The organism is Pseudomonas sp. WS 5071 (genome assembly GCF_012985765.1).
Lineage (GTDB): Bacteria > Pseudomonadota > Gammaproteobacteria > Pseudomonadales > Pseudomonadaceae > Aquipseudomonas > Aquipseudomonas lundensis_A.
In genome coordinates this window covers 38347-57957 of the sequence record NZ_JAAQWY010000006.1, presented here as the reverse complement: position 1 = coordinate 57957, position 19611 = coordinate 38347, and the positions used below count along the sequence as shown (strand labels likewise).

Genomic DNA, 19611 nt, shown 5'->3' with positions numbered 1-19611 from the left:
GTCTCTGCCGTGTTGTTTTTGTTATGCCAGAGTCGTTTCGTATTGTTTTTATTATGTTGCTGCGGTTTTTATTCTTGTTATGCCATAGAGATAGCAGAAGCCGTGCCAACTTTTAAAAATCCATATAAATCAATGACTTGGTTTTTAATGCATAAAAAAACCGACCTTGCGTGGGGTCGGTTTGTTTCCTTGTTACTCGTGTGGGTTACCGCCCGGTAACACTGCGGCACACTTTTTAGCCCTGTCGGGCGCGGGCAACGCGTGAACCGGTTACCCGGCCCACAACCCGGCTGATGTGTTCACCGGCGAGCAACAGTTTGTCCATGTCGATACCGGTTTCGATGCCCATGCCGTTGAGCAGGTACAGCACGTCCTCGGTGGCCACATTGCCGCTGGCGCCCTTGGCGTAAGGACAGCCACCCAACCCCGCAATGGAGCTGTCGAACACGGCAATGCCTTCCTGCAGGCTGGCGTAAATATTGACCAGCGCCTGGCCGTAAGTGTCATGGAAATGGCCGGCCAGTTTTTCGCGGGGCACAGAGGCACTCACGGCTTCAATCAACGTGCGGGTTGCGGTGGGGGTGCCGGTGCCGATGGTGTCGCCAAGCGATACCTCGTAACAGCCCATGGCATAGAGCTCCTTGGCCACGGCCGCCACCTGTTGCGGCGCAACGTCCCCTTCGTAGGGACAACCGAGCACACAGGACACATAGCCGCGCACCGTGATGCCGTGACGGTGTGCGGCGTCGATCAGCGGCACGAAACGCGCCAGGCTTTCACTGATCGAGCAGTTGATGTTGCGTTGCGAGAAGGCTTCAGACGCGGCGGCAAATACCGCGACTTCTTTGACCCCGGCCGCCACTGCGTCTTCAAAGCCGCGCATATTGGGCGTCAGCGCGCCGTACACCACGCCCGGTTTGCGCTGGATGTGGGCGAAGACCTCGGCCGAGCCGGCCATTTGCGGCACCCATTTGGGCGAAACGAAACTGCCCACTTCGATGTAACCGAGGCCGGCATCGGTCAGGGCGTCAACCAACTGCACCTTGTCGGCCACGCTGATAGGTCGGGCTTCGTTTTGCAGGCCGTCGCGGGGGCCGACTTCAATCAGGCGCACATGGGCGGGTAATGTCATGGGGTCACCGGGTGTGAGTGGAAGTGGCTACTGTCGCGTACCTGCCGCGACGGCAGGGGTCAGGCTGTCTGGCTTTTTATGGTTTGTTCCAGTGCGTGCGTGCAGCGCTCTTCAGCGGTGTCCAGCTCCAGTTGCATCTGCTGAATGTCCAGCAGTTGTTGCTTCAATTGCTGGCGGCGTTCTGTGATTTTGGCCAGCATGCTGGTCAGTTGTTTCTGATTGCCGCTGCTGGGGTCATACAGCTCAATCAACTCGCGGCACTCGGCCAATGAAAAGCCGATGCGCTTGCCGCGCAGAATCAGCTTCAGACTGACCTTGTCGCGGGCGGAGTACACCCGCTCCTGACCTCGGCGTTCAGGAGCAAGCAACCCTTGCTCCTCATAAAAGCGGATCGCACGGGTAGTGATGTCCAGCTCGCGGGCAAGGTCGGAAATACTGTACGTCGGGCTGCTCATGGGTGGGCTCTGAAAGGTGGGTGGGATTAAGCTACTGGCAGGTTGACGTTTACGTCAAGCAGGGGCTGAGCCCGGTTTTTAGTTTCTTGCGCCACTTGTTGTTCGCACAGCTCGATCAACAGTTCACGCATCCAGCGGTTGGCCGGGTCTTGCTCGGTACTTTCGTGCCAATACAAATGGGTTTCCACGCTTGGCAGTTCGTTGAGCGGCAGCGCTACAAAATGCAGCGCATGACGGCGTGCAAAGCGTTCGGGCACAGTCATCACCATGTCGGTGTGTTGCAACACGTTGGAGGCCATCAGGTAATGCTGCGAGCGCAGGGTGATCTTGCGTTGCAGGCCCATTTTGCCCAGTGCCAGGTCAACCTGGCCAAGGCCGTTACGGCGCGTCGATATGTGAATGTGCGTCAGCCCCAAATACTCATCGAGTGAAACAGACGGCTGGCCTGCCAACGGATGGGCAGGGCGCATTGCGCACACGTAGCGGTCTTCCATCAGCTTGACGTGGCGCACTTGCGGGTCGGTGTTAAGCGGCGCATCAATGGCGAAATCCAGGCGTCCTGCCGCCAGATCGCTGGTGGTCTCACGACGATGGGACAAAAAACTTTCAACCACCACCGATGGAGCTTGCTTGCGCAAACGCTGAAACAACGGCGGCAAGACCACGGCTTCTGTCAGGTCGGTCATGCTGATGCGAAAGGTTTTGTTGGCCTGCAATGGGTTGAAGGTGCGGCTCTCTTGTACCGATACGCGCAGCAAGGCCAGTGCACTGCGCACCGGGCTGATGATGTTTTGCGCCATCGGGGTCGGCACCATGCCTTGGGCGGTACGTACAAACAGCGGGTCGTTGAAGCTTTCGCGCAGGCGGGCCAGCGCATTGGACACTGCTGGCTGAGTGATGCCGATGATCTGCCCGGCGCGTGTCAGGTTGGCTTCGGTATAGATGGCATCGAACACGACAAACAGATTGAGATCGACCTTGTTCAGGTTCATGGCACGCAGCTCGTGTTATCGAAGGGAGGTTGGCGGCGAATCATATATTGCTTATGAATGGTAATACACGCTGCAAATAGACAGGGTAAATGATAGGCGGCTGGACTAGCATCGGGTAACACGTTCCCACATTCCCGGTAGAAGGTAGCCACCCATGGATTTCGCTTATTCCCCCAACGTTCAGGCGCTGCGTGAGCGGGTCACGGCCTTTATGGACGCTCATGTGTACCCGGCGGAAGCGATCTTTGATCAACAGGTGGCGCAAGGTGATCGCTGGCAGCCAACAGCCATCATGGAAACCCTCAAGCTCAAGGCCAAAGCCGAAGGGTTATGGAATTTGTTTCTGCCCCAGTCAGAACGCGGCGCAGGGCTGACCAACCTTGAGTACGCACCGCTGGCTGAAATCATGGGGCGCTCGATGCTCGGGCCTGAGCCGTTCAACTGCTCAGCGCCGGACACCGGCAACATGGAAGTGTTGGTGCGTTACGCCACTGAGGCGCAGAAAGCACAATGGCTCGAGCCGTTGCTGCGCGGGGAAATCCGTTCGGCGTTTGCCATGACCGAGCCGGACGTGGCGTCGTCGGACGCGACCAATATGCAGGCTCGCGCCGAACGTGATGGCGATGAATGGGTCATCAACGGCCGCAAATGGTGGACGTCCGGTGCCTGTGACCCGCGCTGCAAAATCATGATTTTCATGGGCTTGAGCAACCCGCAGAACCCGCGCCATCAGCAGCATTCGATGATTCTCGTACCCGTCGACACGCCCGGTGTACAGATTGTGCGCCCGTTGCCTGTTTTCGGTTACGACGATGCGCCCCACGGGCACGCTGAAGTGCAGTTCGACAACGTGCGCGTGCCTTATGACAACGTATTGCTGGGTGAAGGCCGGGGCTTTGAAATTGCCCAGGGCCGACTGGGGCCGGGGCGGATTCACCACTGCATGCGCTCGATCGGCATGGCCGAGCGGGCACTGGAATTGATGTGCAAACGCTCGCTGAAACGCACCGCTTTTGGCAAGCCGCTGGCACGCTTGGGCGGCAACATCGACAAAATCGCCGAGTCACGGATGGAGATCGACATGGCACGCCTGTTGACCCTCAAAGCGGCGTACATGATGGACACCGTGGGCAACAAGGTGGCGAAAAGCGAGATCGCGCAGATCAAAGTGATCGCACCGAATGTGGCGCTGCGGGTCATTGATCGGGCAATTCAGATGCATGGCGGTGCCGGGGTCTCAGGGGATTTTCCGCTGGCCTACATGTATGCGATGCAGCGCACCCTGCGCCTGGCCGATGGACCCGATGAAGTGCACCGCGCCGCTGTGGGCAAGTTTGAGTTGGACAAGTACGCCAAGCTATCAGGTTGAGTCAGATTCTTTACCTGTTATGTGGGAAGTGGCGTTGCGCGTCTGCGGTGGGGCGTACATTCAGTACACCCACACCTCCACCCGGCGATTTTTCAGGCGGCCTTCATCTTCTGTGTTGGCTGCCACCGGCATTTGCGCGCCGTAACCGCGTATTTCGCGCAGGATGACCCCGCTCTTCAGCAACTCGCGGCGCACGGCCATTGCCCGCAACTTTGACAGCAACTGCGCACGCTCGGGGTCGTCTTTCACGTCGCCAAAGCCCACCAGCGTCACCTGTTTGTCGAGCTTGGCGTGGGCACGCAAATAGTCCACTACACGCAACATATCCTGACGTGCCTTGTTGTCCAGTGAGGCGCTGCCTTCTTCAAATCGAAAATTCACGGACAACCGCTGAGCCTGTTGCGTCAGTTTCCGGTAATCGGGCGGCATGTGCGGTCCCGCAGCCACGTGGCCTGCCACGACGCTTTGAGCTACAAAACCGTTATGCGCGACCACGGCCTGGCCTTTTGCACTCTGGGTAAAAGCAATCAGAGCTTTGGCCCAGGGATTGCTCGCGCCGGGCGGCAGGTAAAAGAACAAGCGACGTGACAACGGGTAATCCTCGCTCGCGATCAGGCTGTCCAGCGGCAACATCGGTTGTGATTCGCCGTCAACGATGGCCACTGCTTTGGCCGCGCGCACGTAGGGTAAACCGATAAACCCGATGGCTTGCGGGTCCTGGCTGACGGCATCGGACAATTGTTCGCTGGACTCGAAACGCTGGGCGGTCGGGCTTAACACGTGAGCGCCGCGAGTGAGCACCAACTCCTTGAAGGTTTCCCATGTGCCGGACTGATCGTCACGCGCATACAGATGAATACCCCCACCGCTGCCGCCTAACGCTTCCCACGTTTTGATCTGGCCGCTGAACACCTGCGCCAGTTGTTCGGTGCTCAAGGCAGTGAGGGGATTGTGCGGGTGGAGGATGATTGCCAGGCCATCAATCGCAATCACGTGTTCGGCCGCCTGGCTTTTCAGGTCACCCAGGCGTTCCAGTTCCACCAGCTCGCGATCTTTGATCGGGCGTGAGGACGCCACAATATCGGCTTGACCGGCCTTGAGTGCGGCGAATCCGGTCCCGGAGCCATGGGCCGCCACGTCCACACGCACCTCACGGCCCTGGGCGTCAGTGCCCATGACTGTGTGTTCGTTGGGGGGCGCCGCCGCCACGCGATGAATATCGCGTAAACCGTGTTCGGCCAGCATGGCGGCGACCAGCGCCGGGCCGAGGTTGGCGCCAATGGTGTTGGAACCTTGAATCCGCAGGTCGGCATCAGGCGCGGCGCAGGCCAGGGCGGTCACCCCCCAGAGCATGATTAATGACGTGAAACGCAGCATGTTCCGGCACCTTCCTGGGGCCATGAAAGTGCCGGTAATTTAAGACAACTACGTTGCAGCGCGATGACACCCGACAGCGCAGCGGGTGGGAGGGTTCAGCTCAGTTCCAGCCAGATCGGCGCGTGGTCAGACGGTTTTTCCATGGCGCGCAGGTCGTAGTCGACGCCCGCATCCTTGATGCGCGGCACCAGCCCTTGGGAGGCCAGAATCACATCGATGCGCAGGCCGCGTTTGGGCTCGTCTTCGAAGCCACGGCTGCGGTAGTCGAACCAGCTGAAGCGGTCGGTAACGTCCGGGTGCAGGTAACGGAAGCTGTCCACCAGGCCCCAGCCCTTGAGGCGTTCCATCCACTCGCGCTCTTCCGGCAGGAAGCTGCACTTGCCAGTTTTCAGCCAGCGCTTGGCGTTGACCTCGCCGATACCGATGTCGCAATCCTGCGGTGAGATGTTGATGTCGCCCATCACCACCAGCGGTTGCTCGTTGCTGAACCGGCTTTCTAGCAACTGCTGCAAATCGCTGTAAAAGCGTTGTTTGGCAGGGAACTTGGTCGGGTGATCGCGGCTTTCACCTTGTGGGAAATAGCCATTCATGATGGTGACTGGCTGGCCATGTTCATCGGCGAATTCGCCCCAGATGAACCGTCGCTGGGCATCTTCTTCATCCGAGGCAAAGCCTTTGTGAATGCTCAACGGCGCCTGACGCGACAGCAGGGCGACGCCGTAATGGCCTTTTTGACCATGAAAATACACGTGATAGCCCAGTGCTTCGATGTCGGCAAACGGGAATTGCTCGTCGCTGACTTTGGTTTCTTGGAGGCCGATGACGTCCGGCTGATGCTTTTCGATCAGCGCTGCCAGCTGATGAGGCCGAGCGCGCAGGCCGTTGATGTTGAATGACACAATTTTCATGGGCGGGCAGTCCTGAGCAAAAACCGCGATGCTAGCGGACTGACGCCTCAGCGGCCAGCGTGCAGTAGGGCAAATGCACTGCTAACGTAGTTCGCATGCGCCACGATGGAACTGTTGTGGCGGTCGGGGCTCGTACTCACTAGAAGCGCCGCCATCCAAGCGCCGCCAGGGAGATAAAACGTCATGACGCAAACGTCGATTGCTACAGGCCAGATCCAGCTGCTCGATGGCGGTTACTCGCGCGAGGCGCGGTCGTTGCTGTATCAGGCTTATCGGCATGAACCGACTTTCCGCTTTTTGTTCGATGCAGACCGTCCGGGTTACGAACAGCGGGTCAGGGCGACGGTGCGTGAATTGGTCAAACAGCATTTTTTGCAAGACCGCCCCGGGCTGGGCCTGCTGGTCAATGATCGGCTGGTTGGGGTGGCCCTGATCGCGCCGCCGATGCGGCGTCTGGACATCACTGAAAGTTGGGCATGGCAGTTGCGCATGGTGCTCAGTACCGGCTTGCGTTGTACCCGGCGTTACTTGGAATACCATCAGGCCGTGCTGGCCTGTGTACCGGGCGATGCCGTGCACATGTTGCCGCTGCTGGGTATTCACCCTGAATTTCAGGGCCAGCATTATGGTGAACAGTTGCTCGAAGCGGTGCATAACTGGTGCGCTGAAGACGAACATTCCGAAGGGGTGGTGCTGGATACGGGCAATCCGCGTTACCTGGCGTTTTATAAAAAGCAGGGTTACGTGGAAATTGGAGAAGTTGCGGTCGGGCCCGTGCGCGAGCACGTTTTTTTTCACGCCAATCCGCAGGTGTTACATACGGCAACGTCTTAAGGGCGAACTTCAGTCCTCAGGTGTGCTCTATGACGCTCCTTGCCCGTGTTAGCATCCGCGCCTATGACGTTTCCAGGAAGATTTACCAGCGGTGTGGTCCTGCTGCTCAGCAGCTTTGCAGCCTTTGCGCAAAGCGAGCTGGTGGTCAGGGTCAAGCCCGCCAATAACGCCCTCAAGGCCAATGTGGAAGGCTACATAGGCAGCCTCGGCGATCGCGACGAGGCGGCTTTGCTGCGCTTCAAGCGCGGCGCGCAAGAGCAGGCCCTTAAAGCATCGCAAGCCTTGGGGTACTACAACCCCACCATTGAAAGTGAAGTCCAATCCGGCAATCCGCCGCGTCTGGTGTTGAGCATTGATCCTGGCGAGCCGGTGCATCTGCGCAACGTCAATGTGCGCGTCGAAGGCCCGGCCGCTTCGCTCAAGGCCTTTCAGATTCCCGCCAGCGACGACCTCAAACCCGGGGCCGTGCTTAACCAGGGCAATTATGAAAGCGCCAAGCAAATGATTCAGAACCGGGCGCTGCGCTACGGTTTTTTCGACGGCAAATTTACCCGCCACGAGGTGCTGGTCGACCCCAAGGGCGGCTACGCGGACATCAACCTTGTTTACGAAAGTGGGCCGCGTTATCGGCTCGGCCGCGTCAGTTTTGCCGGTGATACCCCGTTTGATGAAGTGCTGTTGCAGCGCATGGTGCCTTTCACGCCGGACACGCCCTACGATTCAGAACTGGTCAACCAACTCAACCAGAACCTGCAATCGAGCGGCTATTTTGAAGTGGTGCGGGTAGATGCCGCACCCAGTACGGCGGTGGGGCAGGTCATCCCGGTTGACGTTGACCTGCATACCCGCAAACCACGCACCATGACCTTGGGCCTGGGCTACTCGACCGACACCGGACCGCGAGGTAAGGCCAGCTGGACGCGTCATTGGGACAATGCCCGTGGGGACAGTTACGGTTTTGAGTCCGAAATTTCACAACCCAAGCAAAACGTTGGCGCCTGGTATGACATTCCGCTCGACCCACCGCTGACAGACAAATTGCGTTTTGCGGCCGGGTATCAGTACGAAGAAATCGCTAACACCGACACGTTAAGTAAATTGCTGACTGTAGGCCCGGAGTGGCACAGCAAGCTGGACAACGGTTGGACACGCATTGTGTCGTTGCGCTGGCAGCACGAAGAGTACCGGTTGGGCGATGACTCGGGGCTCAGCACCCTGTTGATGCCGGGCGTCAGCTATGCCGTGTTGCGCAGCGACAACCGCATCGACCCGACCCACGGATACAGCGTGTCGCTGGATGCGCAGGTGGCGAAGGAAGGGCTGATGTCGGACACCAACTTGTTGCACGGCAACGCGCAATTCAAGGCCCTGACAACCCTGTGGGAAAAACACCGTTTCCTCGGCCGGGTTCAGTTCGGCGGCAGCGCCACCAACGGCTACAAATCAGTGCCGCCATCGCTGCGTTTCTTCGCCGGTGGTGACCAGAGCGTGCGCGGGTATGACTACCAGAGCCTGTCACCGAAAAACTCAGAAGGTGACCGAATCGGTGGTCGCTATATGGTTGCCGGCAGCGTCGAATACCAATATCAGTTCGCAGATAAGTGGCGCTGGGCAACCTTTGTCGACAAAGGTAACGCGTTCAACAATCTTGATTTTCCCAGCCTGAAAACTGGGGTCGGGGTGGGGATCCGCTGGGTCTCGCCGGTCGGTCCGATCCGCCTCGACCTGGCCCACGCGCTGGAGGATGACGGCGGCGTTCGTTTGCACTTTTCCATGGGGCCAGAACTGTGATTCGTGGTGTGAAAATAGCGGGTCTGGTGTTGCTTGGCCTTGTGTTGATGCTGGTGTTGGCGCTGGGGCTGGTGCTCGGGACTCAAGCGGGCAGTCGCTGGGTGTTGGGCATGGTGCCAGGTTTGCAAGTCGACAACTTTGCCGGGCGATTGGGAGGGCAGTGGAGCGCCGATCATGTGCTCTGGGAGCAGGGCACGAGTCGGGTTGAAGTAGACCGGCCAATCTTTGCCTGGTCGCCGTCCTGCCTGACACGCATGACCTTGTGCATCGATCAGTTGCAGGCCGACCGTGTCAGCCTGCAGTTTCCCCCCAGTGAAGACAGTAACAGCGGCCCGATCAGCCTGCCTGAGTTGAAGCTGCCGGTGGCCATTGAAGTGGGCGTTATCAAAGTCGGCAATGTGCTGTTCAACGGTATCGAGCAGCTCAAGGGCCTGCAGATGGCGGCCCGGTGGACTTCCAGCGGGTTGCAGATCGACTCGGTGCACGTGGACCGTGAGGACGTGAACGTCGAGTTGTCAGGGCTGTTGCAGCCCAACGGCGACTGGCCGTTGACCCTGCAAGGCAACATCAACCTGCCAGCGCCTGATCAAGCGCCCTGGGCGCTGGCGCTCAAGGTAGACGGCAATTTGCGCTCCTCCCTCAACCTGACCGTCGACAGTAGCGGGTATCTCAACGCACAGCTAAAGGGTCAGTTACAACCGCTCGCTGAGAACTTGCCTGCGCAGGTCAGTATTACTTCTGACGCGTTCAAGGCCAGCCCCGCGCTGCCGGACACGTTGCAAGTCAACCAGCTTGTACTGACCGTCAACGGCGACCTCAAGGCCGGTTATGCAGTGGACGGGAGCGCCACCCTGCCTGCCGAAAAGGCGCCGGTCAGCGTGTTGCTCAAAGGCCGGGTAGACGCGAACGGTGCCCACGTGTCGGCCCTGGACCTGACGGTGAACCCCGAGCAGCGCGTGAAAGTGTCGGGGCAAGTCGACTGGCAGGAAGGGGTGAAGGCCGACGCCAAGATCGACTGGCTGGCATTTCCTTGGCACAACCTGTACCCCGTCATCGACAAGCCGGATGTGGACCTGCGCACTTTTAAGGGCGAGGTGTCTTACACCGATGGCAACTATCTGGGTCATTTCAAGGCCAACCTGGATGGCCCGGCCGGGGCGTTCAGCCTGGCCAGCCCATGCAGCGGTGACCTAAGCAAAATCTACCTGCCACAACTGGAACTGGTGGCCGGTCAGGGCAAGGCCCAAGGCCACGTTAATGTGCAGTTTGCCGATGGCGTGGCATGGGATACCGCGCTTGATCTGAGCGCACTCGACCCTGCGTATTGGGTGGCCGAGCTGCCGGGCAATCTCGGGGGGCCACTGCGCAGCACGGGTTCATTCAAGCATGAGCGTCTGGAACTGAATGCCAACCTCGACCTCAAGGGCCGTCTGCGCGGCCTGCCGGCTGTGTTGCAGGCCAAGGCTCAGGGGGCGGGCGAGGACTGGAACCTCAGTGCGCTGGACATTCGCCTGGGGGACAATCGCATCCAGGCCACCGCCCGTTTGCAGCAACAACTCAAGGCGCAACTGGACCTGAACCTCCCGCGTCTTGGGCAGCTGTGGCCAGACCTGCGCGGTCAGCTCAAGGGCCGGGTCGATGTGGACGGCACCCTCAAGGCCCCACAGGGCAAGCTGGTACTCAATGGCCAGCAACTGGCGTTCGCAGACAACCACCTGCAAAACCTGACCCTGGATGCCGCACTGGATCGCAATCAGCGCGGGCGGATTGACCTCAAAGGCAGCGGGATTAAGAGCGGCGATACCCAACTGGGTGTGCTGACCGCCAACGGCAGCGGGGACCTGAAACGCCAGCAACTGAAACTCGCCCTGCAAGGGCCGATGCTGCAACTCGCCTTGGCCCTGGATGGCGGCCTGGACAAGGACAATTGGCGTGGACGTTTGCTCAGCGGGGACGTCAAGGCAGGCGGCCAGGACTGGGCATTGCAAAACCCGGCGCGTCTGGAGCGCCTGGCCGATGGTCGTATCAACATGGGCGCCCAGTGCTGGATATCAGGGCCTGCCAGCCTGTGCAGTGAAGAGCAGCGCTTGATGCCGGACCCAAAACTGCGTTTGCACCTCAAACAGTTCCCGCTCGACAGCCTGGCCAAGTGGTTTCCCAACGACTTCCAGTGGCAAGGCCAGCTCACTGCAGATGTATCCCTCGACCTGCCAGCCAGCGGGCCTAAGGGGCAAGTGGTGGTAGACGCCAGTGGTGGCACGTTGCGCATCAAGGACAAAGGCCAGTGGCTGGACTTCCCGTACCAAGCCTTGCGTTTGACCAGCAACCTGACGCCGAGCCGGGTTGAAACCCGCTTTGATTTCAACGGCGGCAAACTCGGGCAACTGATGCTCAATGCGCGCATCAACCCCTTGCCCAAAAGCAAGCCGGTCACCGGCGATTTCCGCTTGAGCGGGCTGGATGTGTCGGTGCTTCGTCCGTTTGTACCGATGGTTGAAACACTCGCTGGCCAATTGAACGGCACGGGCACGATCGCGGGCGGGTTGCTGGCGCCGCACATCAACGGCACGGTAGCACTGAGTGGCGGGCAGATTTCCGGATCGCAACTGCCGACCAACGTCGAGAACCTGCAACTGACCGCCAACATTGTTGGCGAAACGGCTCAGCTCAACGGCGGCTGGACCAGCGGCCAATTGGGACAGGGCAGCATCAGCGGGAATGTGGCGTGGGGCAAAACCATGGCCGTCAACGTGCTGGTCAAGGGCAGCCACCTGCCGGTGACCGTGGAACCCTATGCCAAACTGGACGTGGCGCCGGACCTGAGAATTTCGCTCAACCCCGACAACACCTTGCTGATCGCCGGCAAAGTGAACGTGCCCAAGGGCGAAATCACCGTGCGCGAACTGCCACCGTCAACGGTCAAGGTGTCTGACGACACCGTTATCGTTGGCCAGCAAACGTCGGAGGCCGATGCACCGATGGTGGTCGACATGGACATTGACGTCATCGTCGGGCAAGAACTGTTGACGTTTTCGGGCTTCGGTCTGAACGCCGATCTGGTGGGGCAGGTGCACATCGGCAACAACCTGGACACCCGCGGCGAATTGCGCCTGAACAACGGCCGCTACCGAGCCTACGGCCAGCGCCTGACCATACGCCGCGCGCGCTTGCTGTTTGCCGGGCCAATTGCGCAGCCGTATCTCGACATCGAGGCGATTCGCCAGACGGATGACGTGATTGCGGGTATTCGCCTGACGGGCAGCGCGGAACAACCAACCACGCAGATCTTCTCCGAACCGGCCATGAGCCAGGAACAGGCGCTTTCCTACCTGATTCTGGGGCGTCCGCTGTCGGGCACTGGCGAAGACAACAACATGCTGGCGGAGGCCGCACTGGGCTTGGGCTTGATGGGCAGTTCGGGGATTACTTCGGGCCTGGCCAATCATCTGGGCATCAAAGACTTTGAACTCGATACCGAAGGCAGCGGCGACAGCACGTCAGTGGTTGCCAGTGGCAAGATCAATGAGCGTTTGAGTGTGCGTTATGGCGTCGGGGTGTTTGAACCGGCGAGCACCATTGCCTTGCGTTACAAGTTAAGCAAACGGGTGTATGTCGAAGTTGCCAGCGGCTTTGCCAGTTCGCTGGACATCTTCTACAAGCGTGATTTTTAGCGCCCGCGTGTGACCTGTCACAGCCTCACGCTACCCGCCAGCGTGAAGCTGTGAACAGCAATCAACGATTAAGCTGCTTCATGTTTTCTTCGGCATAGCGCAAACCGGCCACGGCCTCTGACGGGAAGATGGTTTGCAGGGCGTCCAGCTCGTCAGTGCTCAATGTGATTTCAAGCGCTGCGATGTTTTCTTCCAGGTATTTACGTTGCTTGGTGCCCGGAATCGGGATCAGGTGATCGCCTTGCGCCAAGACCCAGGCCAGCGCCAATTGCCCGGCGGTGACGCCTTTGTCGGCGGCGAGTTGTGTTACCTGTTCAACCAGTCGCAGGTTTTTCGCAAAGTTATCTGCCTGAAATCGCGGGTTGGCGCGTCGGTAGTCATCGGCGGCGAAGTCTTCAGGGCTTTTCAGGGCGCCGGTCAAAAAACCGCGTCCCAAGGGGCTGTAGGGCACAAAGGTAATCCCCAGGCGCTGGCAAGCCGCAAGGCAGCCGTTGTCTTCCTGATCGCGGCTCCACAGTGAGTATTCACTTTGCAGGGCGCTGATGGGATGCACCTTATGCGCGCGTTCCAGTGTGGCCGCTGAGGCCTCACTGAGGCCCAAATAACGGACCTTGCCGGCCTTGACCAACTCGGCCATGGCGCCGACGGTTTCTTCAATCGGCACTTCGGGGTCCATGCGGTGTTGGTAATACAGATCGAGGGTGTCGACGCCTAACCGTTGCAGGCTGCCATCGATAGATTGCCGAACGTACTCAGGGCGACCGCACAATGCCCGACCCTTGGGGTTGGCCGGGTCGCGCACGATGCCGAATTTACTGGCCAGGAACACCTGGTCACGTTTGCCACGAATGGCTTGGCCGATCAGGGCTTCGTTGGTGTGCGGGCCATACATGTCGGCGGTGTCCAGAAAATTGACCCCCAACTCCAGCGCACGATGCAAGGTGGCCACGGCTTCCCGGGTATCGCTGCCGGTGGTGTAGAAGTCAGTCATGCCCATGCAGCCAAGGCCAATGGCGCTGATCTGGGGGCCATTCTTTCCGAGTGAGCGGGTGTGCATGTTAAGTACTCCTGAGTGGGTGGCCTATTCTTGACCTCGACACCTGCAAGATAAACCGGGTAAAAACGCTATCACTATTCGGATAATCCGAATAATCCATGCCACGACGGGAGCGGATATGGACCGATTCAATGCGATGCGGGTGTTTACCCGCATCGTCGAGCTGGGCGGTTTTGCCAAGGCGGCTGACAGCCTGCAAATGCCCCGCGCTTCAGTGACCGTGCTGATCAAACAACTCGAAGCGCACCTGGGCGTGCAATTGTTACACCGCACCACGCGTCAGGTCAGCCCGACACTGGATGGCGCGGCCTACTATCAGCGTTGCGTCAGCCTGCTGGCTGACCTTGACGAGGCGGAAGGGCTGTTCAGCACCAGCCAGCCCAAAGGCACACTGCGGGTCGAGATGCCCGCGGCGGTCGGGCGGTTGGTGGTATTTCCGGCGTTGCCGGAGTTCACGGGGCGCTACCCGCAGATCGAACTGGAAATCGGCCTGAATGACCGCCCGGTGGATTTGATTCGCGAAGGGGTGGACTGCGTGATTCGCGGTGGCCTCACGCTGGACGATTCGCTGGTGGCCAGGCCGCTGGTGCAGATGGACCAGGTGACCTGCGCCAGCCCTGACTATTTACACGCCCATGGCGTGCCGCGCACCCTTGCGCACTTGAGTCGCCATCAGATGGTGGAGTACTTCAGCGGGGTGTCAGGCAAGCGCTACGGGCTGGAATTTCAGCAAGGCGGGGAGGTGCAGTTGATCAATTTGCCCAAACAGGTGGCGGTCAACAGCGCCGAAGGGTATTTGGTGGCCTGTGTGGCGGGCTATGGGCTGGTGCAGGCGCCGCACTACCACGTGGCGCACCTGGTGCGCGAAGGGCGCCTGCAGGAAGTGTTACCGGATTGCCCGCCGCCGAGAATGGCGCTGACGGCGCTATACCCGCCGCACCGGCAACTGTCACGGCGGGTGCGGGTGTTTGTCGACTGGCTGGTGGACCTGTGCGCCAGGCCCACCAGTGGTTTCAGGCGTTAACCCGCAAACGACTCAGCGGCGGTAATAATCCGCTCGACCCTCGTTATAGCGATGATCGTAGCGCTGGTCATATCGTTGGTCATAACGCTGATCGTAGCGTTGGTCATGCCGATGATCATGGTGCCTTCCATGATCTGGATGGAAGACGCACCCGCTCAGGGTCAGTATGAGCAAGAGTGCAAGCGGGCGGGCAGTACGACGGAACATGGATCAATCCTCATGGTGAACGTCGGCTCAAGCGAAAACGCTTCTCCGGCTGTAAGATGAGACCAGGATTGTTTCAATTCATCTCCATGAGCCGCACATATTTGTTAAATTCCGGCCTTTGTTTTCCGCCTTACATTCAGGAACAGGTAATGACTCCTTCGCAGCGCTTGAAATACTCGATTCTGATCTCTCTGGTCGTGCTGGGGATCATGTTTGGTCTTTCGTACATGCAAAACGCCGGCATGATCACCGAGAAGATGTTCCAGTACATTGCCATCGGTGTGGCCGTGGTGGTCGTGGTCATCAATGGCGTCATGCGCCGCAAGACCAAGCTTTAAGCCTCGATTTTGCCCGTCAGCACCGCTTCAGCCTGTGGATGCAGGCTGTAGCTCTTGTCACTGTTAAGCACCACCACCCCCTCGCTGCACAAGCGCTTGAGCACCTCGCGCACACTCAGAAACGACAGCGGAATGTCCAGCGCTTGCAAATGGCTGTGCATGCCGCGCACCCCCAGTCGGCGGTCATTGCCGGCGGCCGTCAACAGCGCGTCGATCACCTTGAGCCGCACCAGGCTGGTGCGCAGGCCGAAAAATTTCAGTAAGTGACGAATACGTTCATTGCCGTGCAGTTGCACCTGTGCTTCCGGCAACCCATTGTCGGGCTGAAAAGCAGATTGGCGTTGTGGATGACCGTCCGCTGGTATGTGCGAGTCGTGCATGCAAAAAACTCCTTTTTCAGAGCTTGATCCGGAAAATAAAAAAAATGCTCTTAAGTGACTAGACGAATGAGCTGCCGAAATCATGAACATTGGGATGTAGAAAATTTGTCGTCAAACCGATGCCTATGCGCGAACCCCCCGTCCCCACAAGGTTGCGCGGGTTGATTAATTTTTTTTCACCGGCTTCGTCTTTAGTGCAGGCACAGGCCGGGTCACTGCGCGTGAATGTCAGCGCTGCGGGGCCTTTCTTACGACAGAGCAGGAGTGCGCGTGATTATTTCCAGGCCATTGAGCAAAACATGCCTTGCAGGGCTGTGTCTGGGGCTGAGTGTTTCAGCCCTGGCTCAGCCGCCCGCCCGGGACGTGAGTGCTGACATTCGCCGCACCACGTTCGGCGTGCCACATATCAAGGCCGCCGACGAGCGCGGTCTGGGTTACGGCATCGGGTACGCCTACGCGCACGACAACCTGTGCTTGCTGGCCAATGAAGTGACCACGGTAAACGGTGAACGCTCGAAATATTTTGGTCCGGATGCGCTGACCCCGGAGCAGCGTGACAACCTGTCCAGCGACGTTTTTTTCAAATGGCTGAATACGCCGCAGGCCGTAGACGCGTTCTGGCAGGCACAAACCCCAGAGGTACGTGAGCTGATTGAGGGCTATGTGGCCGGTTACAACCGCCAGCTCAGCGAACGCCACGCATTGCCGGCGCTGTGTGACAACCCTTCGGTGCGTCCGCTCACGGCACAGGATTTGGTCAAGATGACCCGTCGTTTGCTGGTCGAGGGCGGGGCGGGTCAGTTTGCCGACGCATTGGTGGGGGCGACGCCACCTCAGGCCAGCGCCCGACTGGTGGACAACACGCAGGGCTTCAACGAGGCCTACCGGCGCATGCAGCGTTTCGCCCTGGAACGGGGCAGCAACGCAGTTGCCATCGGCAGTGAGCGCTCACAAACCGGACGTGCTCTGTTGCTGGCCAACCCGCATTTTCCGTGGGTGGGCGGCATGCGTTTTTATGAGATGCAGCTGACCATCCCCGGCAAGCTCGATGTGATGGGGGCCGCCTTGCCCGGCCTGCCGTTGATCAATATTGGTTTCAACCAGCACATGGCCTGGACCCATACCGTCGACACCTCGAAACACTTCACGCTGTACCGGCTGACCCTCGACCCGCAGGACCCCAAGCGCTACCTGCTGGACGGTAAGTCTCTGCCGTTGCACGAGCAAACCGTCAGCGTTGAGGTCAAGCAGGCTGATGGCACTCTCAAGCCGCACTCACAGGTGATGTACAGCTCGGTATTCGGGCCGGTCGTGCAATGGCCGGGCAAGCTGGACTGGGACGATCACGTGGCGTTTAGCTTGCGCGACGCCAACCTCGACAACGATCGTGTGTTGCAGCAGTGGTATGCGATCAATCAGGCGAACAGCCTCGATGCCCTGCAAGCCTCGGTAAATACCCTTCAAGGAATCCCGTGGGTTAACACCCTTGCCGTGGATGACAAGGGGCAGGCGCTGTACATGAACCTGTCGGTGGTGCCGTATGTCGATCAGGCCAAATTGGCGGCGTGCAGTGACCCTTCAGTCGGGCTGGAGATGATCCTGCTCGATGGCAGCCGCCATGCCTGCGCCTGGACCGATGACCCCGACGCGGCCCAAGCCGGGATCTACCCGGCCAGCCAACTGCCGCAGTTGCGGCGCAATGATTACGTGCAGCATTCCAACGATTCGGCGTGGATGGCCAACCCGCAGGCGCCTTTGAGCGGGTTTTCCCCGCTGATCAGTCAGGACGGGCAGCCCTTGGGGCCGCGCGCGCGTTTTGCCTTGCAGCGCCTGAGTCAGCCCGGAACGCTGGGTGTTTCCGATCTGCAAGGGATGGTGATGGATAACCGGGTGTACCTGGCCGGTCAGGTGATGCCTGATCTGCTTCACGTCTGCCAGACGGAGCACCAGGCGCCGCAGGTTGCAGTGTGTGCGAGCCTCAAGGCATGGGATCAACACGCGAACCTGGACAGCGGCATCGGCCTGCTGCATTTCGAGCACCTCATGGCGCGCCTGCTCGAGGTGCCGGATGTGTGGCGGGTGCCCTTCAGTGCGCACGATCCGCAGCATACGCCGCGCGGGCTGAATATCGATCAACCGGCCGTGCGCCAAGCCGTACACGAAGCGCTCAAGGCCTCGGCCGCGCAGGTGGCTGAAGCAGGGTTGAGTGCGGACATGACGTGGGGCCAGATTCAAGGTGTCAGCGTGGGTGACCAGCGCACCCCGATCCACGGCGGCCCGGCGACTTTGGGGGTTTATAACGCCATGCAGAGCGTGCCGGGGGAGGGTGGCAAGCAAGAGGTGGTCAGCGGCACCAGCTATTTGCAAACGGTGACCTTCGACGAAAACGGCCCGCAGGCTCAAGGCTTGCTGGCGTTCTCGCTGTCAAGCGACCCGACGTCCCCACACGCTGCGGATCAGACGCAAGCGTTCTCGAAAAAACACTGGCAAACCTTGCCCTTCACCGAGGCGCAGATCAAGGCTGATCCGAACTACCAGCTGATTCAGATCCGGCAGAGCCGTTAACCGCGGGGCAGGGCGTTGAGGACCGGTTTACCGTCCTGACTCAGGGTCAGGTAGACCGGTAACACCTTCGGCAGGGAGGTCACGAGGCTGTTGATTTCTTTCGTGTTGAACACGCCGCCCACGCGCAGGGCGCCGGTGGCCCTGTCTGCCAGCACGAGTGGCGTACTCAGGTAGCGGTTGATCAGGGGCAGGGCATCGGCCAGGGTCAGGTTGTCCAGCACCAGCTTGCCGTTGCGCCATGCCAGATCCGGCGAGTTGGCGTAGGTCTGGCTGATTTGTGCGGCATAGTCGCCAGCCTTGTAGCGGGCTTGCATGCCCGGTTCCAGCCGCAGCCCGTCGCCACTGAGTTTTTTATTGCTGGTGACCAGCACCGAGCCTTCCAGCAACGTCACTTTGACCTGATCTTCATACATCCAGACGTTGAACTGAGTGCCCGTTACGCGTACACGGCCCTCGGCCGCCTGAACCACGAACGGGTGCGTGGCGTCATGACTGACCTTAAAAAAAGCTTCACCTTTGCTCAACGTGACCCGGCGCTGGTCTTTGTAGTTGGCGTAGGTCAGTTCAGTGCCCAGGTTGAGCTCAATTTCACTGCCGTCCGGCAGGGTCACCGTGCGCAGAGTGGTATCCGCCTGCACGTGCTCGTAGGCGTTGGGCACCCAGCCCAATTCCCAGCCGCTGTAAGCCGCGACCGGAACGGTCAGCAAGGTGATAGCCGCTGCGATGGCCAGTTTTTGCCAGGCGGGCTGGCGAGGACGTTGCACCAAGGCAATCACCTGCGACCCAACAGGCTCGGGCTTGGGCAAGTGTTCGCTGACCTCCCAGATGTCTTGCATCGCTTCGTATTCAAACGCGTGCAGGGGGGCGGCGTTCAGCCACACCGTGAAAGCTTTACGTTCCTGATCTGTGCAATCGGGCTCATGCAAACGCATGCACCACTGGGCAGCGGCCTCGGTGATGGCATCGTATTGGGCTTCGGTGAGGGGTGTTTCGCTCATTGGCTCTTCCTGGTTTTGGGCATTCTACCCCTGTGCCAGAGCGAACGAGAACATGAGGCATGTCAAAAGCATGTCATTTCACCCTCATGGCTGGTTTTTTCTCTGCTACGTTTACTGCGGCAAGCTACGTAACAGACGCAACATCAATTAATGGAGTTAAGACAATGTTGAAAAAAACCCTTACTGCTGCAATCACTGCTGCTGTTCTGTTGAGCGCTGGCGCTGCGATGGCGGCGCCTGATGCAAACTGGGCGTTCTCCAAAGAAGCCATTGAAGTCCTCAAGACTAAAAATGGCTACATCACCATCAAGAAAATCGAACTGGAAAACCCGGCGACGGGTATCTGGAAAGCTGAAGGCGTGAAGAAGATCGACGGTGTCGAAGTAGAGGTCGAAACGACGTTTGATCACAATGGGACAATCATCAAAGAGAAAAAAGACTGATTCTTCAGCGTCTGAACTGCCTCTAAAGCCCGGTCCTGCACGTCAGGGCCGGGCTCCAACCCAGTGCGCT

General features: G+C 59.4%; 17 protein-coding genes. 8 read left to right on the top strand and 9 right to left on the bottom strand.

What is annotated here, in order from left to right:
* Positions 1-235: 235 nt before the first annotated feature.
* From HBN61_RS05210 to HBN61_RS05200, 3 genes are read right to left on the bottom strand one after another with little or no spacing between them, the layout of a single operon-like run.
* Positions 236-1132, bottom strand: coding sequence for a hydroxymethylglutaryl-CoA lyase (locus HBN61_RS05210; protein WP_170046275.1), 897 nt, complete (start codon positions 1130-1132; stop codon positions 236-238).
* A gap of 59 nt (positions 1133-1191) precedes the next feature.
* Entirely contained in the window at positions 1192-1587 is a 396-nt protein-coding gene (locus HBN61_RS05205) for a MerR family transcriptional regulator (RefSeq protein WP_170046274.1), read from the bottom strand.
* Positions 1588-1613: 26 nt separating this feature from the next.
* Positions 1614-2579 carry a LysR family transcriptional regulator gene (locus tag HBN61_RS05200; protein ID WP_094993449.1) on the bottom strand — a complete coding sequence of 322 codons (966 nt, stop codon included), beginning with the start codon at positions 2577-2579 and terminating at the stop codon, positions 1614-1616.
* Between the two features lie 154 nt (positions 2580-2733).
* Here HBN61_RS05200 and HBN61_RS05195 point away from each other — a divergent pair, with 154 nt between their 5' ends.
* Positions 2734-3948, top strand: a complete 1215-nt coding sequence (locus HBN61_RS05195; RefSeq protein ID WP_094993448.1) for an acyl-CoA dehydrogenase — start codon at positions 2734-2736, stop codon at positions 3946-3948.
* 60 nt (positions 3949-4008) lie between these two features.
* Here HBN61_RS05195 and HBN61_RS05190 read toward each other — a convergent pair whose 3' ends face one another.
* Both HBN61_RS05190 and xthA read right to left on the bottom strand, forming a co-directional pair.
* Positions 4009-5325: a substrate-binding domain-containing protein gene (locus HBN61_RS05190; protein WP_170046273.1), complete on the bottom strand. Its 1317-nt coding sequence runs from the start codon at positions 5323-5325 to the stop codon at positions 4009-4011.
* A gap of 95 nt (positions 5326-5420) precedes the next feature.
* A complete protein-coding gene (gene xthA / locus HBN61_RS05185; protein WP_170046272.1) occupies positions 5421-6233 on the bottom strand; it encodes an exodeoxyribonuclease III in 813 nt (270 codons plus the stop codon).
* Positions 6234-6416: 183 nt separating this feature from the next.
* On the opposite strand from xthA, the gene HBN61_RS05180 reads away from it, so the two are divergent.
* The 3 genes from HBN61_RS05180 (at position 6417) to HBN61_RS05170 (ending at position 12529) form a co-directional block, all read left to right on the top strand.
* Positions 6417-7067: a GNAT family N-acetyltransferase gene (locus HBN61_RS05180; RefSeq protein WP_170046271.1), complete on the top strand. Its 651-nt coding sequence runs from the start codon at positions 6417-6419 to the stop codon at positions 7065-7067.
* Between the two features lie 63 nt (positions 7068-7130).
* Positions 7131-8858, top strand: a complete 1728-nt coding sequence (locus HBN61_RS05175; protein ID WP_170046270.1) for an autotransporter assembly complex protein TamA — start codon at positions 7131-7133, stop codon at positions 8856-8858.
* Positions 8855-12529 carry a translocation/assembly module TamB domain-containing protein gene (locus HBN61_RS05170; RefSeq protein ID WP_170046269.1) on the top strand — a complete coding sequence of 1225 codons (3675 nt, stop codon included), beginning with the start codon at positions 8855-8857 and terminating at the stop codon, positions 12527-12529. The genes HBN61_RS05175 and HBN61_RS05170 overlap by 4 nt, the downstream gene beginning before the upstream one ends.
* A gap of 61 nt (positions 12530-12590) precedes the next feature.
* Here the strand turns inward: HBN61_RS05170 and HBN61_RS05165 are convergent, their stop codons facing one another.
* Positions 12591-13586, bottom strand: a complete 996-nt coding sequence (locus HBN61_RS05165; RefSeq protein ID WP_169965156.1) for an aldo/keto reductase — start codon at positions 13584-13586, stop codon at positions 12591-12593.
* Positions 13587-13704: 118 nt separating this feature from the next.
* Between HBN61_RS05165 and HBN61_RS05160 the strand changes: the two genes are divergently transcribed.
* A complete protein-coding gene (locus tag HBN61_RS05160) occupies positions 13705-14610 on the top strand; it encodes a LysR family transcriptional regulator (RefSeq protein ID WP_170046268.1) in 906 nt (301 codons plus the stop codon).
* Here the strand turns inward: HBN61_RS05160 and HBN61_RS22585 are convergent.
* Entirely contained in the window at positions 14607-14729 is a 123-nt protein-coding gene (locus HBN61_RS22585) for a hypothetical protein (protein ID WP_262373556.1), read from the bottom strand. The genes HBN61_RS05160 and HBN61_RS22585 overlap by 4 nt on opposite strands.
* 237 nt (positions 14730-14966) lie before the next feature.
* On the opposite strand from HBN61_RS22585, the gene HBN61_RS05155 reads away from it, so the two are divergent.
* Positions 14967-15155 (top strand): hypothetical protein, encoded by a 189-nt coding sequence (locus HBN61_RS05155; RefSeq protein ID WP_047276524.1) that lies wholly within the window; start codon positions 14967-14969, stop codon positions 15153-15155.
* Here HBN61_RS05155 and HBN61_RS05150 read toward each other — a convergent pair.
* A complete protein-coding gene (locus HBN61_RS05150) occupies positions 15152-15535 on the bottom strand; it encodes a fe2+ zn2+ uptake regulation protein (RefSeq protein ID WP_094993440.1) in 384 nt (127 codons plus the stop codon). The genes HBN61_RS05155 and HBN61_RS05150 overlap by 4 nt on opposite strands.
* A 270-nt stretch (positions 15536-15805) precedes the next feature.
* Between HBN61_RS05150 and pvdQ the strand changes: the two genes are divergently transcribed.
* Positions 15806-18100 carry a bifunctional acylase PvdQ gene (pvdQ, locus tag HBN61_RS05145; protein ID WP_346266453.1) on the top strand — a complete coding sequence of 765 codons (2295 nt, stop codon included), beginning with the start codon at positions 15806-15808 and terminating at the stop codon, positions 18098-18100.
* Here the strand turns inward: pvdQ and HBN61_RS05140 are convergent.
* Positions 18097-19098: a FecR family protein gene (locus tag HBN61_RS05140; protein WP_170046266.1), complete on the bottom strand. Its 1002-nt coding sequence runs from the start codon at positions 19096-19098 to the stop codon at positions 18097-18099. The two genes, pvdQ and HBN61_RS05140, sit on opposite strands and share 4 nt — an antisense overlap.
* 59 nt (positions 19099-19157) lie before the next feature.
* Between HBN61_RS05140 and HBN61_RS05135 the strand changes: the two genes are divergently transcribed.
* The gene (locus HBN61_RS05135; RefSeq protein ID WP_262373555.1) at positions 19158-19541 is read left to right on the top strand and encodes a PepSY domain-containing protein; all 384 of its coding nucleotides are present in this window, start codon (positions 19158-19160) and stop codon (positions 19539-19541) included.
* Positions 19542-19611 lie beyond the last annotated feature (70 nt).

Excerpts from the sequence above, each read along its gene's own strand:
- HBN61_RS05210 (WP_170046275.1), bottom strand. The coding sequence starts at position 1,132 with ATGACATTACCCGCCCATGTGCGCCTGATTGAAGTCGGCCCCCGCGAC.
- HBN61_RS05205 (WP_170046274.1), bottom strand. The coding sequence starts at position 1,587 with ATGAGCAGCCCGACGTACAGTATTTCCGACCTTGCCCGCGAGCTGGAC.
- HBN61_RS05200 (WP_094993449.1), bottom strand. The coding sequence starts at position 2,579 with ATGAACCTGAACAAGGTCGATCTCAATCTGTTTGTCGTGTTCGATGCC.
- HBN61_RS05195 (WP_094993448.1), top strand. The coding sequence starts at position 2,734 with ATGGATTTCGCTTATTCCCCCAACGTTCAGGCGCTGCGTGAGCGGGTC.
- HBN61_RS05190 (WP_170046273.1), bottom strand. The coding sequence starts at position 5,325 with ATGCTGCGTTTCACGTCATTAATCATGCTCTGGGGGGTGACCGCCCTG.
- xthA (WP_170046272.1), bottom strand. The coding sequence starts at position 6,233 with ATGAAAATTGTGTCATTCAACATCAACGGCCTGCGCGCTCGGCCTCAT.
- HBN61_RS05180 (WP_170046271.1), top strand. The coding sequence starts at position 6,417 with ATGACGCAAACGTCGATTGCTACAGGCCAGATCCAGCTGCTCGATGGC.
- HBN61_RS05175 (WP_170046270.1), top strand. The coding sequence starts at position 7,131 with ATGACGTTTCCAGGAAGATTTACCAGCGGTGTGGTCCTGCTGCTCAGC.
- HBN61_RS05165 (WP_169965156.1), bottom strand. The coding sequence starts at position 13,586 with ATGCACACCCGCTCACTCGGAAAGAATGGCCCCCAGATCAGCGCCATT.
- HBN61_RS05160 (WP_170046268.1), top strand. The coding sequence starts at position 13,705 with ATGGACCGATTCAATGCGATGCGGGTGTTTACCCGCATCGTCGAGCTG.
- HBN61_RS22585 (WP_262373556.1), bottom strand. The coding sequence starts at position 14,729 with ATGATCATCGGCATGACCAACGCTACGATCAGCGTTATGACCAACGAT.
- HBN61_RS05155 (WP_047276524.1), top strand. The coding sequence starts at position 14,967 with ATGACTCCTTCGCAGCGCTTGAAATACTCGATTCTGATCTCTCTGGTC.
- HBN61_RS05150 (WP_094993440.1), bottom strand. The coding sequence starts at position 15,535 with ATGCACGACTCGCACATACCAGCGGACGGTCATCCACAACGCCAATCT.
- HBN61_RS05140 (WP_170046266.1), bottom strand. The coding sequence starts at position 19,098 with ATGAGCGAAACACCCCTCACCGAAGCCCAATACGATGCCATCACCGAG.
- HBN61_RS05135 (WP_262373555.1), top strand. The coding sequence starts at position 19,158 with ATGTCAAAAGCATGTCATTTCACCCTCATGGCTGGTTTTTTCTCTGCT.